Here is a 16,270-nt window from a genome sequence, read left to right on the forward strand (position 1 = left end):
TGACAAATATAAAGTATTTCTTTAGTTCAACAAGGCTTTCGCGTGATTTAAAGCTGAATCAGAAACAACTGCACCAGATAGCATTTGAGCAATTTCTATAACTCTTTCATCCTGAGACAACAACTTTAATTCTGATTGTGTATCATCACCAATTGTTGCTTTAGAAACTTTAAAATGAGAATCTCCCTTTGCTGCAATTTGCGGCAAATGTGTAATGGCAAAAATCTGCATTGTATTACTCATTTCTTTCATGATCTCTCCCATTCTGATAGCAATTTCTCCAGAAACTCCTGTATCAATTTCATCAAAAATTAACGTCGGTAGTTTTGAGTATTTAGCTAAAATAGCTTTTACAGCCAACATAATACGAGACATTTCCCCACCTGAAGCCACTTTTTTCAGCAAACCAAAATCGGTTCCTTTATTTGCAGAGAACAAAAACTGTAGTTCGTCTTTTCCGTTTTGGAAATACGTTTCTGAAGGTAATAACTCCATATTAAAACGAGCATTTGGCATACCTAAAGTTTCCAAAATAGAAACCAATTGCTCTGACAATCTCGGAATTGCATTTATTCTATTTTCATGTATTTTCGATGCAAAATCATCCAATTCAACCGCTTTATCTTCTATGATCTTAGATAAAGAAGCAATTTCTTCATCCATATTATCTAATTCCAACAAAGAGTTTCCTAAATCTGATTGAATTTGAAGAAGTTCATCAACAGAATTCGCCTGATGCTTTTTCTGCAGATTATAAATCAATTGCAATTTTTGATTTATAAGTTCTAGCTGTGTAGGATCATTTAATAATTTCTCTGAACAATTTTCCAATTCTTTAGAAATATCATCAAACTCAATAGTCAAACTTGTAATTCTTTCGAATAAATTATGATATTCTGATGAAAAAGGAGCCACTTTTTGCAGTGCATTTTTGATTTCATTCAGATTATGAAAAACACCAAATTGTTCTTCATTTGCAATTGATAAAGATTTATCTAGAGATTCTTTAATAATCTCAACATTATTTAGTTTTTCGTAGTCAGCTTCTAATTCCTCTTGCTCACCAGATTTTAATTGAGCCGCAACCAATTCATTTAATAAAAATGTATGGTATTCCTGCTCTTTTCCTGCATCACTTTGTTTTTTCAGCAAAGCATTTAATTTCGATTTATCAGCTTTATAAGATTTCAGTAATTTTTGATATTCGGCGATTACCTCTGAATTATTTGCAATAGCATCGATAATTTTAAACTGAACGCTTTCATCTGAAAGCTCTTGAGTTTGTTGCTGTGAATGGATATCAATCAAATACAAACTTAAATCTTGCAATTCTTGGAGATTTACAGGACTGTCGTTTATAAAAGCACGAGATTTACCAGAAGGCAGAATTTCTCTTCTTATAATTGTCTCATCTTCATAATCTAAATCATTGGCTTCAAAAAACTCTTTTAAATTGTATTTTCCGATTTCGAACTGTGCTTCAATAACACATTTTTCTTCTTTATTTTTTAACGAAGTAAGATCTGCTCTTTTCCCCAAAACAAGACCAATTGCTCCTAAAATAATCGATTTTCCTGCACCTGTCTCACCTGTAATTATAGAAAAACCTTTAGAAAAATCTATGGCAAGTTTTTCAATAAGAGCATAATTTTTAATTGACAGTGAAGTAATCATAGAGCAGTTTGGTAAAATATTAAGATTAGAAAGATAACAAAGTTTGCAAAATGGGAAACTAGATTAATACTTAATCTGTGACCATTTCGTAGAGTTTAACGGCGAAACCTTATTTAAGACATCAGTTAAGTCAGTAATAGAAATACTTGGTCCACCAGAAAAAATAGAAACAATTTCGTCTGATTTTGCATCAAAGAAAACTCGGGTGATAAAAGCATTCGGTTTCACCGAATTCAATTTTCCAATTAACAGCAAAGCATTTTTTATTTTCTCTTTTGCTGCTTTTTGATCCATCGTCATAGCATCTAATCCTGTATGATAAGCATACGTTGTTTGACGCAAATCGCTATAAGTTGGCGCAATCATATCGTTAATTAAATAGTAGCGATTCTGAAGTCCATCAGATTGATTCCAACCTTTAAAACCACCTTGCTGCGCCACATTGGCAATATTCTGTGCTGTTTGAAGATACGGATTTCCAGCACCCATTTGAAAAGTATCGGCGTCCATACCTAAAATCATATAACAATAAAAAGAGATTACAGAAACTAAATTTGAATCATAAGTGCTAGGATTAAACAACAATGGCTCGTACTCTGTATATCTAAAATTAAAATCTTTATCGTTATAATTTAAAACAGGAGAGGAATAAGTAGAATTAAAAATCAGCCTTGAAGATTGAACCTGAATGGTTCCTGTAAACTGATCTGAACTATTAGACGACAAAGTAATATACATCGAACAGTTTATTCTCTCATTTTGCTTTAAAACTGACCCTGTCCAGTCTGTTTTATTTACAAATTCAGCCAAAGAAGTTTGGAGTGTTTTAAAAACCTGATTATTTGGATTTGTTAACCGTTCTGTATTAATAGTTACTGTACAATTTAGCTGTTGAGCTTGTACAAAACCAAAGCTTAAAAACACCAATAGTGTAACTACCTTATTCATAATCGTCTTGATATTTAATTTTACAAACATAAATCGTTTCCAATTTATGTTTTCGGCGTATATTCTAAATTTGTTATTTTGAAAAATATTGAATAACTTTATTCAGAATATCAACCGCTACAGATTCTTTTGATTTCAATTCCATTGGTTCTATTTCGAAATTTTTATCAATAAAAGTCACTTTATTGGTTTCTTTTTTAAAACCAGCACCTTTATCTTGTAAGGAATTTAAAACAATCAAATCTAAGTTTTTTTTCTGAATTTTCAACTTAGCATTTTCAATTTCATTTTCAGTCTCTAATGCAAATCCAATTAAAAACTGATTTTTTTTGATGGCACCCAAAGAAGACAGTATATCTTTTGTCTTTTCTAGTTCTATCGAAAATTCTTCTGTATTTTTCTTAATTTTCTGATCTGCAACAAATTTTGGTCTATAATCTGCAACTGCTGCAGCTGCGATTGCAGCATCAACTTCATTAAAATATAAATGACAAGCATCGTACATTTCTTGAGCAGAAACAACATCAATCACTTTTACCAAACTATTTTTAGCTTTAAAATGAGTTGGTCCAGCAATTAAAAACACTTGAGCTCCTAAACTTGCCGCTTCATTTGCAATATCAAATCCCATTTTTCCAGAAGAATGATTTCCAATAAAACGCACAGGATCTATCGCTTCGTATGTTGGGCCACCTGTAACCAGTATTTTTTTTCCTTTTAAGGGCAATTTACTCTCTAAATCAGCCTCTAAGAAAGCAACAATATTTTCAGGTTCAGCCATTCGGCCTTCGCCAGATAAACCGCTTGCCAATTCTCCACTTTCAGCAGGAATCATAATGTTTCCGTACTGTTTAAGCGCAGCAAAGCTCGATAAAGTCGAAGGGTGTTTGTACATATCCAAGTCCATTGCAGGCGCAAAATAAACTGGACATTTTGCCGATAAATAAGCAGCAATTAAAAGATTATCGCAGTTTCCTGTTGCCATTTTAGATAAAGTATTGGCAGTAGCAGGCGCAATCAGCATAAAATCTGCCCAAAGAGCCAATTCTACGTGATTGTTCCAAACCTCGTCTTCATCATCTTGATTAAAGAAACTTGAATGTACAGGATTTTTTGATAAAGTAGATAATGTAAGTGGGGTTACAAAATCCTTAGAAGCAGGTGTCATGATCACTTGGACATGTGCACCTGCTTTTATAAAAAGTCGTACTAAAGTGGCTGTTTTATAGGCTGCAATTCCACCGGAAACACCCAGTAAAATCTTTTTCCCGTTTAAAACTGACATTGTACTATTATTTGTTTGAACTTCTGTGGTAAGTTTTACCGTCTAACCATTCTTGAACAGCTAAAGCGTGTGGTTTTGGTAATTTTTCGTAAAATTTAGAAACTTCAATTTGTTCTTTATTTTCAAAAACTTCTTCTAGACTATCATTGTAAGTAGCAAACTCTTCTAATTTTTCAGTCAATTCTTTTTTAATCTCTGAATTAATTTGATTTGCTCTTTTAGCCATAATGGTAATTGCCTCATACACATTTCCTGTTGGCTCTTCAATAACTGTTTTGTTGTAAGTTATTGTGTTTACAGGAGCATTCGTCTTTTTTAAATCCATGACTTTATTTTATTTAGTAAATTTTTGTAAATCTGTTTCAACTCTGGCATTCATTTGGTCTGCCTTTTCTTTGTATTTTGTATCGCTTTTAAATTTCATCAAATTAGCATATGCAGCTTGCGCAACATGCAGACGTTCTTCCATTTTTGAAGGAATACTGTTGATTGCTAATTGATATGCTGAATCATATTTGTAAAACAATGCGTCTTCTTTGAAAGGTGTTCCAGGAAAATCAGCGATAAAATTATCAAAAGCAATTAAAGCTGATTTATAATCTGAAATTGTATTATATCCTTTAGCATTTTCGTATGCTTTTTTCTCCAATTTACCATTCAGTTTTTGTACAGCCTCGTTTGCTTGAGGAATGTATTCTGAATTTGGATAATTATCTATGAAAGCTTGTAATTTTTCTAATGCCTTTACAGTATCTGCTTGATCTAAGCTGTAAACTGGAGACAACTTAGAGTAGCTATAAGCTCCTAAAAAAGCAGCTTCTTGCACTTTTTCGCTTCGCGGATAACCTGAAACAAACGCTTCAAACTGGTAACCAGCCAAATAGTATTGTTTTGTTTTATAATACGATTGCGAAAACATGTAAAACAGCTTTTCTGCTTGAGGTTTTCCTCGGTAAGAAGTGGCTAATTGCTCAAAAAGACGAATCGCTTTTGTGTATTTACCGGCATCATACATTTTTGTTGCCATTTCAAATTTTGCTGCAACATCTTCATTTTTCAACGCTTTTTGATATTCTCCACAAGAATAAAAAAGTGTTACAACAATTAAAAGCAATAGTGTTTTTTTCATTTTCTTACTGTTATTACAATCTCTCAGACAATTTTATGCCAAAGTGAAATTGCACCGAAGTTTCGGTGGCAAATTTAGTTATTAATTTAGCTACTGCAAAATAATTTTTTAGTATCTTAAAATACTAACACTTTAACAATTATTTAATGCTGTTTTTTACAAAGTCATTTAGTCTCGCTGCTAGAGCATCATCAACTGAAACTAAAGGAAGGCGAACTGTATTCTCAGCAATTCCAAGCGCTTGGAAGATTTGTTTGATTCCGGCTGGATTTCCCTGCTCAAAAATCATATCGATACTATCTGATAAAAAGTAATGAGTTTTAAAAGCGTCTGCTGCTTTTTTATTTAATCCTAAACGAATCATTTCTGAAAATTCTTTAGGAAAACCTTGTCCAATTACAGAAATCACTCCTGCTCCTCCTGCTAAAACAATTGGTAATGCAAGCATATCGTCTCCAGAAATCACTAAGAAGTCTTTTGGCGCATTTTTAATAATTTGCATTGCTTGAGCCATATCTCCAGCCGCCTCTTTAATAGCTACAACATTTTTAAAGTCGTTAGCCAAACGCACTACTGTCGATGGAAGCATGTTACTTGCCGTTCTTCCTGGAACGTTATATAAGATTACAGGAACTGGAGAAGCTTCAGCAATTGCTTTAAAGTGCTGATAAATTCCTTCCTGAGTTGGTTTATTATAATAAGGCGAAACAGATAATATCGCTTCAAAAGCAGAGAAATCTCTTGTTTTCAACTCTTCAACAATCTGCATAGTATTATTTCCTCCAACTCCTAAAACTAGAGGCAGTCTTCCCTTATTTACATCGATTACTGTCTTTATAACCAATTCTTTTTCTTCTGATGTAAGGGTAGCATTTTCTGCTGTAGTTCCCATTACAACAAGATATTCCACTCCTCCATCTATAGAGAAGTTTACAATTCGTTGTAAAGCTTCAATGTCAACTGAAAAATCTTTTTTAAATGGCGTTACAAGTGCAACACCAGTTCCTATTAATGATTGCATATTATTAATTATAATTTATTTTATATTTTTTAAATACCTAAACAATTCTGAAACGAACAGTTTATAGTTTCCTAATCCTGTATCTATCATCAAACGATTCAGATTTTGATCTACAGCAGAAAATCCGACTTTAAATTTAGCTTTTGATTTGCTGGTTACCAACATCAAAAAAATATTTTCAACATCGTAATAACTGAGCAAAAGATCGAATTTTGAATCTAAAAATTCATTCACAAAACCTTCTGTAATTTCGCCGTTCCAATTGATGTGTTTTTTACCAAAAGTTGGACGCGAATAAACTTCTTTTTCCTTAAGTTTTTCTCTGTAGGTAAGAACTTTTATATTCTCCAAAGCAATTCCGTGGAGCGTTAACTCCTCAATTAATGCTTCTGAAGACTCAAAAGAGTTCTCATCTATCAATAAACCAATAGTTTGAACGTTTTTAGTAAATACTTCGCTTTTTTCATTATTTAAATTAACATTTAATGATTTTTTTACAAAAAACTCCTTTATATAATTCAAAAACATAGTACTTTTACCAGATTACAAAATTAATTATTTAAGTTGCATTTAAAATGGTAAAACTAAAAAAGTATAACGGATTTTTAAAACTTTTTGTTATATTCTTAACACTTTTTTCAATCTCTTCTTGTAGCACCAAGAACTACAATCTAACTAAAATTGAAGGAAAACAGGTTCCAGTTACCGAAAAAGCTGGAGAAACCTCTGAAATTGAAAACTTTATTAAACCTTATCGCGATCACATTAATAAGGATTTGGATAATGTATTGGCTTATTGCCCTGAGACTCTTGACAAAAGCACTGGAAAATGGCAAACTAGCATTGGGAGCTTAATGGCAGATGTTTGTGTGCAAAGAGGAAATATTGTTTTAAACGCTCGCGAAAAGAAAGATATCGATTTATGCCTTTTAAATCATGGTGGAATTCGTGCTATTCTTCCTAAAGGAAATGTTACAACAAGATCGGCTTTCGAAATTATGCCTTTTGAAAACAGTTTGGTTGTGATGGCTTTAAAAGGTGATCAGATCTTAGATATTGCTGCCTATATTATTAAGGAAAAAAAACCTCAGCCATTGTCTGGAATGACATTTACTATTACAAAAGACAACAAGGCAAAAGATATTATGGTACAAGGTAAACCGCTTGATCTAAACAAAACGTATTATGTTGCTACAAATGACTATTTAGCAAATGGTGGTGACAGTATGACTTTCTTTGCAAAAAGCACTCAAAAGTTTGATTTAAACTATAAACTTAGAGATGTCTTGATTGATTATTTTAAAGAAGTAGACACCGTAGTTGCTCCAAAAAATATCAGAATTACAGAAGAATAAAAAAGTTTGCTGCGAATTACACCAATTTGCACAAATTTTTAAATGATTGAAAAACCAATTCGTGTTAATTCGTGAAATTGGTGGCTAAAAAAATTAAAACGACATAGCGCCTCTGGCAAAAAAATATATAAAATGAAAAGAAGAGAGTTTATCGAAAAAACAGCAGCGAGTACTGCCCTATTAAGTTTAGGATTGTCTTTGAGCAGTTTTGAAAGTAACGATATTAAGCATCTAACAATTCTACATACTAATGATGTGCACAGCCACATTGATCCTTTTCCTGCTGATGACCCGCGTAATCCTAATAAAGGTGGTGTATCTCGCCGTGCAACATTAATTGAAGCTATCCGTAAAGAAAATCCAAATGTACTTTTATTAGATGCTGGAGATATTTTTCAAGGGACACCGTATTTTAATTATTATGGAGGTGAATTGGAATTTAAATTGATGAGTATGATGAAATATGATGCATCGACAATTGGAAATCACGATTTTGACAATGGTCTTGATGGATTATATGCTCAGCTTCCGCATGCAACTTTCGATTTTATTAACTCTAACTACGATTTTAAAAACACGGTTATGGACGGGCATGTTAAACCGTACAAAATCTTTAATAAAAATGGAATTAAAGTGGGTGTTTTTGGGGTTGGAATTGAACTGCAAGGCTTAGTAGATAAAAAACTATATCTGGAAACGGTTTATAATAATCCTGTTGAAGTTGCTCAGGATATGACTAAACTTTTAAAACAAGAACAAAAATGTGATCTTGTAATTTGTCTTTCGCATTTAGGCTACAAATACAAAGATGAGCCAACTAAAATAAGTGATTTGACATTTGCTGCACAAACTCAAGATATTGACCTGATTATTGGCGGTCACACACATACCTTCTTAGACAAACCTACAATAGTAAAAAATAAAGCTGGAAAAGATGTTTTGGTTAATCAAGTGGGATGTTACGGAATTAATTTAGGCCGTATCGATTTCTATTTTGATAAAGACAAAGCTCATACCAACCAAAGCACTACTATTGTGGTATAGTCTTTTTTTGAATTCTAGCTTTTTCTAAAAAGTATTCTACCATAAAGAAATAAGCTAGAATTTGAGTTGTATCTCGTATTAAAACCAAAACAATAGAATACGAGAAATATTCATTGAAAATATAAAAGATGTCAGAGAAGATGTAGCTTATTGCCATTAGCGACATCAGCAGAGCCATATGTGTTCCTTTTGTAATATAAGTGACAAAACAGAAATAACTCAGTATACTAAGCACTATTCCATATACAGTATAAATCGTAATAAATTTTCTCATACTATCAAGCTGAAGGCTTAAAACAGAGATTAATAAGTAGACAATAAAAACAACCACGATAGAAATAGGCAAAATATCCCGTTTGGTTAATTTTATCCTCTCGTGTTCTCTAATAAATATGGTCACGATTAAAATATAAACAATCAGAAAACTTAGTACCCCTCCTATTTCAGAGCTTTCAATATCCATCAAATCATAAACCTGGCCAACAAAACAGAAGAAAAAAATTAAACCTTCCGTTTTTTTTATTTCAAACTCACTGCTGATTAAATAATAAATAAAAATTGCCGGAAGAACAATTGCCTTTGCGTATGTCGCAAAAAAGTCCTGTTCTGTCCAATCAAAAATGATGGTACAGAACAATGCCAGGAAGAACAAAATTAATGATGGTTTATTAGGCTTCATTCAATTTGTTTATAAAATCTTCTTCTGATAATATGGTGATATTTAATTTGGTGGCTTTTTCCAGTTTTGCTGGTCCCATATTATCGCCCGCCACTACAAAATCTGTTTTTGCAGAAATTGAGCTTCCTACTTTTCCTCCATTATCTTCAATGGCTTTCTTTAGTTCGTCTCTAGAAAATTGACTAAAAACGCCAGAAACCACAAAGGTTTTTCCAACAAATTTATCAGTAGCATTTGGGTTTATTTTTTCTTCAATTTCAAATTGAATTCCATAACTTTTTAAACGTTCAATAATTTTTTTGTTCTCTTCATTTTCGAAGAATTCGATAACGCTTTTTGCGATTCTTTCTCCGATTTCATCAACCAAAACTAAATCCATTAATGAAGCTTGGGCTAAAGCATCTATATTTTTATAATGTTTGGCTAATTTTTTAGCCACAGTTTCTCCAACAAAACGAATTCCTAGCGCAAACAAAACACTCTCAAACGGAATTTCCTTTGATTTCTGAACTCCGTTTACCAAGTTCTCTGCTGATTTCTGAGCCATTCTTTCTAAATGCAGAATATCCTCAACTTTCAATTCATACAAATCAGCATAATTGTGAACCAAACCATTTTTAAACAATAAAGCAACCGTTTCTCCTCCAAGTCCTTCGATATCCATCGCTTTTCTTGAAATGTAATGCTGCACTCTTCCTATAATCTGCGGAGGACATCCGTAGAAATTAGGACAGTAATGATTGGCTTCTCCAACATTTCGAACCAATTCTGTATGGCATTCTGGACAGTAAGCAATATAATGTGTTGGTTCTGAATTTTCAGGACGTTTTTCTAAATCTACTGCAATTATTTTTGGAATGATTTCTCCTCCTTTTTCAACAAAAACAGTATCGTTTATTCTAATATCTAATTTTTCAATCTGATCTGCGTTATGAAGAGAAGCTCTTTTAACGATTGTTCCCGCAAGCTGTACAGGCTCCAAATTGGCAACTGGTGTTATGGCTCCAGTTCTTCCAACTTGATACGAAATTGATTTTAATACAGTTGAAACTTGTTCAGCTTTAAATTTATAAGCAATTGCCCAACGTGGCGATTTGGCTGTATAACCTAATTCTTCCTGATACTGAATGCTATTTACTTTTACCACAACACCATCAGTTTCATATGGCAAATTATGGCGGTGTACATCCCAATAATCAATAAAGTCAAAAACTTCGTCCATGCTATTGGCTAATTTTGCTTCTTTCGGAACTTTGAATCCCCAGCTTCTAGCCAATTCTAATCCTTCAAATTGAGTTTTAAAAGGCAAGTTGTTTCCTGTCACAAAATAAAGAAGACATTCTAGTGGACGTTTAGCAACCTCAGCACTATCTTGCAATTTTAAACTTCCTGAAGCTGTATTTCTTGGATTTGAATATGGTGTTTCTCCGATTTCTATTAGCTCTTGATTCATTTTCTCAAAACCAGCATGCGGAAGGATAATTTCGCCTCGGATATCAAATTTATCGGGATAATTTCCCTTTAAATGCAACGGAACCGTTTTTATGGTTTTGATGTTATTTGTTACCTCATCTCCTTGAAAACCATCTCCGCGTGTTAAGGCTTGAACTAATTTTCCGTTTTCGTAAGTAATACTTATTGAGGCTCCGTCATATTTCAATTCGCAAGTATATTGCAAACTAACATTTCCTAATACTTTTTGAATACGGTTTTCCCAATCTAAAAGATCTTCTTTAGAATAAGAATTATCCAAAGAATACATTCTGTATTGGTGTGCAATGGTTTTAAAATTTTTGGTAACCGTTCCGCCAACTCTTTGTGTTGGTGAGTTTTCGTCAAAAAATTCTGGATGCTTTCTTTCTAAATCCTGAAGTTCTTTCAGCTTAATATCAAAATCATAATCTGAAATTGTGGCATTGTCTAACACATAGTAATTATAGTTGTGCTGATTAAGTTCATTTCGTAATGTTTGAATGGTCTCTTGAATGCTCATAAATTGTAAAATATTGCAGATTATTGTAATGAAAAACTGAATATCAAAATTAGAATTTATTTTTGTTCAAATGCAGAAAAAATAAAAGTTTTAGAAAATCAAAAATCAGACTGCAAATTCATGCAGTCTGATTCTCTCCTTGTCCATTATTCTTAAAAAAGAATTAAAAAAACCAACTTCCAAATGGTTTCGACGTTTTATATTTTTAACTGAAAATCAATATCTTACAGCGAAAATATAAAATTATTTTTGAATAATGATAAAGTCTGAACGTCTATTTAACAAATGTTCTTCTTCAGTACATTTTACACCATTTTTACATTTGTTGATTAAGCGACTTTCACCATACCCAATTGCACTTTCAATTCTAGAAGCATCTATACCTTGTGAAAGGATATAATCTCGTGTTGATTTTGCTCTATTGTCTGAAAGTTTTAAGTTGTACGAATCTTTTCCGCGCGAATCTGTATGAGATTCAATTTTGATTCTGATGTTTGGAAATTTCTGCATAATGAAGACAACTTTTGTTAATTCTTCTACTGCTTTTGGCGTTATATCGTATTTATCATAATCAAAATAAATCGGGTTTACATCTACTTTTTCAACTCCTTGTTTTTTCACAACCAAATCGTCGTAATTGCTTAGTTCAAAATTCACGTCTTTTATTTCACCTCCGTTTTCACCGGTGGTTTCTACGGTTTTATCGTCGCTACTGTAATTTGGTTTTGCGGCAATCATTTTGACTACTTTATTGCAAGGAACTTCAATGGCATATTTTCCGTCAAAATTTGTTTTGGTCTCACCTAAAACTTCACTGAAGGAGTTGTATGCCATAATCGTCACATCCGTCAAAGGTTTTTTCGTTTTACGATCAATAGCCATTCCAGAAATACTTTGATTGCAAACTGGTTTTCCTTTTACAAAAGAATAAATGTCATCGTCTCCTTTTCCTCCAGCCCTATTTGAAGAAAAATAGCCGTAAGCATCTGTTTTGTCAATTATAAAAGAAAAGTCGTCTTTGTTGCTATTGATAGGCGCTCCAAGGTTTTTTGGCGCTGAAAAAGTTCCGTCTGCCTGAAGCTTGCTTTCATAAACATCCAAGTCTCCCCAGCCATAATGTCCATCAGAAGAGAAATATAAAACTCCGTTTTGAAAGAATGGAAACACTTCATTACCAATAGTATTAATGTTTTGGCCTAAATTTTCAGGTGAACTCATCGTCCCATCTGCCGCAATTTTCACCATATATAAATCGGTTTCTCCTTGTCCTCCTGGCATGTCTGAAGCAAAGAAAAGTAATTTTCCGTCTTCACTTAGTGAAGGATGCCCAACAGAGTAATCATCACTGTCAAAAAACACCTTCTCTGGATTCTCCAGTTTATTATTAACAATAGATCCTTTTACAATTTGGAAATTATTTACTCTCGCTTCATCAACAACCAATTTGTTTTTCTTTACTATATTGGTCGAATAATAAATCGTTTTCCCCTGACTGTCAAAACTTGCCGTTGCTTCATGATATTTGGTCATTACATTCGGAAGAAAAACCGTCTCATTGAATAAATTTCCATCTGCTGGATTTCTTTCTGCGATATAAAGATTAAGAAAAGGCTGATTGTTCCATGTATACAATTTCTCACTAAACTTTGTTGTATCACGAGCCGAAGTAAATACTACATTGTCTTTAAAAAATGTAGCTCCAAAATCTGATTTACTGGTATTGATATCTAAATTTTTAATGGTGTAAAGAGGTTTTGCCTTCGCTACGCTGTCCATGTAATTCTTTTGGGCGACGTATCTGTTAATCTCTGCTTTATCACCTTTTTTATCTAAATATTCTTTTGTGATTTTATCTGCTTCATCATAATCCATTACTGCTTTCATAGATTGGATATAACGCAAATAGTAAATATCAGTCAGATTATTTCCTTGTACTTCATACAGTTTTCTATACCATTTTAGTGCATTTCTGGAATCAGAGATAAAATAATAGGAATCTGCCGCATTCTTCAAAGTCTGCGCTGATGGATCTTTTATGTTTTGCAAACATTCTTCGTAAGCTTTGGAAGCATCCGAATAAGAAAAGCTTCTAAACAAGGCATCAGCTTTCTTTAAGTTAGTTTTTTGAGCGAAACTAAACGTAACGCTCAAAATTAAACATAGGATATATAGTTTTCTCATAAGTTTTGTTTTTAGAAGAATCGAGGAGATTTAATTTTACTTTGTTTTTGCACAAATTGATAACGTAAGATGAATTCGTGAGAACCATCATTGTATTTGTTCAATTGGCTTACAGTGTAATCAAAAGCATATCCAAGAAAGAAACTTGGTGAAATTTGAAAACCTGCTAGTATGCTTACCGAATCATCTGTTCGATACGCTCCTCCTATAACAAACTTTTCCTGAATCATGAAATTTGCTGATATATCTGCGGTAAGTGGAGCTCCGCTTACTGCTTTTACTAAAAACGCTGGCTTAAATTTCAAATTTGGATTCAAATCAAAAACATAACCTCCCATTAAATAGTAATGCATACGATCATAATCAATAGATTCACGAACGTCGTCATAGTAATCATTCTGAATAAAACTCGGGATAGAAAATCCTACATACCACTTTTCAGTATAATAGTAAACCCCTGCTCCTACTGCTAGTTTCATCTGATTGTTAATGTTCTGATTTAACAAAACATCGTCATCATCATAATATCTTCCTTTAGACCAATCGACGTTTAACATTCTTGTACCAGCTTTAATACCAAAAGCTAATCTTTTTTCATAACCAAGAGGCAATGAATAAGAGAAGTTTCCATCAAGATACAATTCATTTGAAGGTCCGATTTTATCATTTACAACGCTTAAACCTACTCCTAGTTTTTCATTTCTAAGTGGAGAATGAACGGAGAAAGATTGGGTTTCTGGAGCACCTGGCATTCCTACCCATTGAGAACGATATAAAAGTGCTGCCTCTATGGTTCCGGTAGATCCAGCATACGCTGGATTTACCGCCATAGTGTTATACATATACTGCGTATATTCGGGATCTTGCTGTGCCGAAGCGCAAACCGTAATAAAAGAACATATTAAAATGAAATATGTTTCTAATGATTTTATATATAGTTTCATAACGATACTTATTTAGTTTAATTAATTAGATGATTAATAGAAGTGGGTTATCTCATGATAGACAACCAGCCTTTTTTAACCGTTCCATCTCCAATGGTTATCACATAAAAATAAGTACCTGTTGGCAGCATATCTCCTCTATTAATTACACCGGATACATTTGCTGTTCCGTTCCAATCATTTTCATAATGTGCTTTACTATACACTAACGCTCCGTATCTGTTAAATACTTTCAGCTCGTTGTTTGGATAAGACTCAATACAATCTATTCTGAACAAATCGTTTTTACCATCATTATTTGGAGTAAACTCATTGTAAACCGTTAAACAAATTGGTACTAATGTTACCGAAGCTGAATTGTTTGAGGCATCAACATCTAAAGGAGTTGAAGTCTCTATAGTTGCTACACTTGTGTAATTGCCATTTGGTAAAACTTCTGCCACTATTGTCAATACGACGCTCTGACCAGCATTTAACGTTGGGATTGTCCAAAGCTGTGTTGCTGGGTCATACGCTCCTGATGTTACAGATGAACTCACTAATTGTAGACCGCTAGGAAGTAAATCACTAACAAGAGTATTAATGAAATCTCCTTCACCTACATTGTTTACAGTAATCGTAAATGTTACCTGATCACCAAAATTCGGAGTCGGATTATCAACCGTATGAGTAATCGTTAAATCTGAACAGCTTGCTACAGTAACATTTAAAGTCTTCATTGTTCTTTCGTCACAATTGTTAACATAAGCTACTGTTACAGTTCCTGGCCCAATATCTGACCAAGAAACGGTTACAGATCCATCGTTTGTACCACCACCTGAAATAATAGTACCTCCGTTAATAGTCCATACATAATTAGATTTTCCATTTGCAATTGAATAGGTCACTCCTTTGAATACACATGGCGTATCATCTGTAGTAGTAAGCTGAACTGCAGCATCATTTTCAAATGCAATTGTAATTCCTAATCTTGGTCCGTTATCACAGCCATTAAATGTGTTAGCTAATGAGCCTGCATAATAAGTAGTTGCCGTAAGCGGAGTTGTATTTGCTAATGGAGTTCCACCAGTTGCAGACGCATACCAAACTACATTTGTTTCATTTACCAAAATATTAGCTAATGTTGGTAAAGCAGATAAACAGAATGTTTGTGTTGTTCTTGGTGTTGTAATTACACTTGGCGAATTTACATTTGCCGTAACAGCCAATCTTGCTGGATTTTCGCAACCTATAGCACTTGAAACTGCACCATAATAAGTACCTGTAGCAAGAGCTGTTGTTGGCGGAATTGCTGTTCCTCCTGTTGCTGTACTATACCAAACTACATTTGCTTCGTTTACTTGAATATTTGCCACTGTAGGCGAATTTAAAGTACAGAAGTTTTGAGTTGTATTAGTTGTAGTTGGTGTAGGACTTGGATCAACTACCGTCACTGTTACCTGAAGACGAGTTGAGCTTTCACAACCTGCTGGATCAACAATATTTCCAAAATATACTCCCGAAGTAAGTGCTGTTCCTGCAGGAATCGCAGTTCCTCCTGTTGCTGCTGTAAACCATGTTACATTGCTTTCATTTACTTGAATGTTTGCAATAGTTGGTGCATTTGCAGAACAGAAAGTTTGTGCTGTATTATTTGTTGTTGGATTTATTGTGTTTCCAACTGTAATTGCTACTTGTAATCTTGCACTGCTTTCGCATCCTGTTGCTGGATCTTTAATTGCTCCGAAATAAGTTGCCGTAGTAAGCGCGGTTGTTGAAGCTAAAGCTGTTCCACCTGTTTGAGTTGTATACCAAACTACATTGCTTTCATTCACTTGAATATTAGCAACCGTTGGGTTTGTGCCTGTACAGAAAGTCTGTGCCGCAGCACTTGTTGTTGGCGTTGCTGGATCTATTACAATCACATCGACTGTCAGTCTTAAAGCACTTTCGCAGCCTGTTGTTGCATCTGAAATTGCTGCAAAATACTGTCCTGTTGTCAAGGCTGTTGTTGGCGCAATCACTGTACCGCCTGTTA

General features: G+C 33.6%; 14 protein-coding genes. 2 read left to right on the forward strand and 12 right to left on the reverse strand.

Translation table 11 applies throughout. From position 1 onward, the window contains the following. Nucleotides 1–21 precede the first annotated feature (21 nt). The 7 genes from recN to ABXT06_RS15625 all read right to left on the reverse strand — a co-directional run bounded on the left by recN (nucleotide 22) and on the right by ABXT06_RS15625 (nucleotide 6,585). Nucleotides 22–1,674 carry a DNA repair protein RecN gene (gene recN / locus ABXT06_RS15595; RefSeq protein ID WP_354591576.1) on the reverse strand — a complete coding sequence of 551 codons (1,653 nt, stop codon included), beginning with the start codon at nucleotides 1,672–1,674 and terminating at the stop codon, nucleotides 22–24. 63 nt (nucleotides 1,675–1,737) lie between these two features. Then, the gene (porD, locus tag ABXT06_RS15600) at nucleotides 1,738–2,622 is read right to left on the reverse strand and encodes a type IX secretion system protein PorD (RefSeq protein WP_354591577.1); all 885 of its coding nucleotides are present in this window, start codon (nucleotides 2,620–2,622) and stop codon (nucleotides 1,738–1,740) included. 73 nt (nucleotides 2,623–2,695) lie between these two features. Further along, on the reverse strand, nucleotides 2,696–3,907 hold the full coding sequence (coaBC, locus tag ABXT06_RS15605) for a bifunctional phosphopantothenoylcysteine decarboxylase/phosphopantothenate--cysteine ligase CoaBC (RefSeq protein WP_354591578.1): 1,212 nt from the start codon (nucleotides 3,905–3,907) through the stop codon (nucleotides 2,696–2,698). 7 nt (nucleotides 3,908–3,914) lie between these two features. After that, nucleotides 3,915–4,232, reverse strand: a complete 318-nt coding sequence (locus tag ABXT06_RS15610; protein WP_008463064.1) for a DNA-directed RNA polymerase subunit omega — start codon at nucleotides 4,230–4,232, stop codon at nucleotides 3,915–3,917. A gap of 9 nt (nucleotides 4,233–4,241) precedes the next feature. Further along, nucleotides 4,242–5,036, reverse strand: coding sequence for an outer membrane protein assembly factor BamD (locus tag ABXT06_RS15615; protein ID WP_354591579.1), 795 nt, complete (start codon nucleotides 5,034–5,036; stop codon nucleotides 4,242–4,244). Between the two features lie 139 nt (nucleotides 5,037–5,175). Continuing rightward, complete coding sequence (gene dapA, locus ABXT06_RS15620) at nucleotides 5,176–6,057, reverse strand: 4-hydroxy-tetrahydrodipicolinate synthase (protein WP_354591580.1); 882 nt, start codon at nucleotides 6,055–6,057, stop codon at nucleotides 5,176–5,178. 15 nt (nucleotides 6,058–6,072) lie between these two features. Further along, the gene (locus ABXT06_RS15625) at nucleotides 6,073–6,585 is read right to left on the reverse strand and encodes a DUF6913 domain-containing protein (protein WP_354591581.1); all 513 of its coding nucleotides are present in this window, start codon (nucleotides 6,583–6,585) and stop codon (nucleotides 6,073–6,075) included. Between the two features lie 47 nt (nucleotides 6,586–6,632). On the opposite strand from ABXT06_RS15625, the gene ABXT06_RS15630 reads away from it, so the two are divergent. Together ABXT06_RS15630 and ABXT06_RS15635 are read left to right on the forward strand one after the other, a co-directional pair. After that, the gene (locus ABXT06_RS15630) at nucleotides 6,633–7,412 is read left to right on the forward strand and encodes a 5'-nucleotidase C-terminal domain-containing protein (RefSeq protein ID WP_354591582.1); all 780 of its coding nucleotides are present in this window, start codon (nucleotides 6,633–6,635) and stop codon (nucleotides 7,410–7,412) included. A gap of 132 nt (nucleotides 7,413–7,544) precedes the next feature. Then, on the forward strand, nucleotides 7,545–8,456 hold the full coding sequence (locus tag ABXT06_RS15635; protein WP_354591583.1) for a bifunctional metallophosphatase/5'-nucleotidase: 912 nt from the start codon (nucleotides 7,545–7,547) through the stop codon (nucleotides 8,454–8,456). Here the strand turns inward: ABXT06_RS15635 and ABXT06_RS15640 are convergent. The 5 genes from ABXT06_RS15640 to ABXT06_RS15660 all read right to left on the reverse strand — a co-directional run. Beyond that, on the reverse strand, nucleotides 8,443–9,135 hold the full coding sequence (locus ABXT06_RS15640) for a lysoplasmalogenase family protein (protein ID WP_354591584.1): 693 nt from the start codon (nucleotides 9,133–9,135) through the stop codon (nucleotides 8,443–8,445). The genes ABXT06_RS15635 and ABXT06_RS15640 overlap by 14 nt on opposite strands. After that, nucleotides 9,125–11,128: an NAD-dependent DNA ligase LigA gene (gene ligA, locus ABXT06_RS15645; protein WP_354591585.1), complete on the reverse strand. Its 2,004-nt coding sequence runs from the start codon at nucleotides 11,126–11,128 to the stop codon at nucleotides 9,125–9,127. The genes ABXT06_RS15640 and ligA overlap by 11 nt, the downstream gene beginning before the upstream one ends. Nucleotides 11,129–11,371: 243 nt before the next feature. Beyond that, nucleotides 11,372–13,309 (reverse strand): OmpA family protein, encoded by a 1,938-nt coding sequence (locus ABXT06_RS15650; protein WP_354591586.1) that lies wholly within the window; start codon nucleotides 13,307–13,309, stop codon nucleotides 11,372–11,374. 11 nt (nucleotides 13,310–13,320) lie between these two features. Beyond that, on the reverse strand, nucleotides 13,321–14,253 hold the full coding sequence (locus ABXT06_RS15655) for a PorP/SprF family type IX secretion system membrane protein (protein WP_354591587.1): 933 nt from the start codon (nucleotides 14,251–14,253) through the stop codon (nucleotides 13,321–13,323). A 47-nt stretch (nucleotides 14,254–14,300) separates the two neighbouring features. Continuing rightward, nucleotides 14,301–16,270, reverse strand: a 1,970-nt coding sequence (locus ABXT06_RS15660; RefSeq protein ID WP_354591588.1) for a T9SS type B sorting domain-containing protein, incomplete at its 5' end; no start/stop codon positions are given.

This window comes from Flavobacterium sp. UW10123 (assembly GCF_040538975.1).
GTDB lineage: Bacteria > Bacteroidota > Bacteroidia > Flavobacteriales > Flavobacteriaceae > Flavobacterium.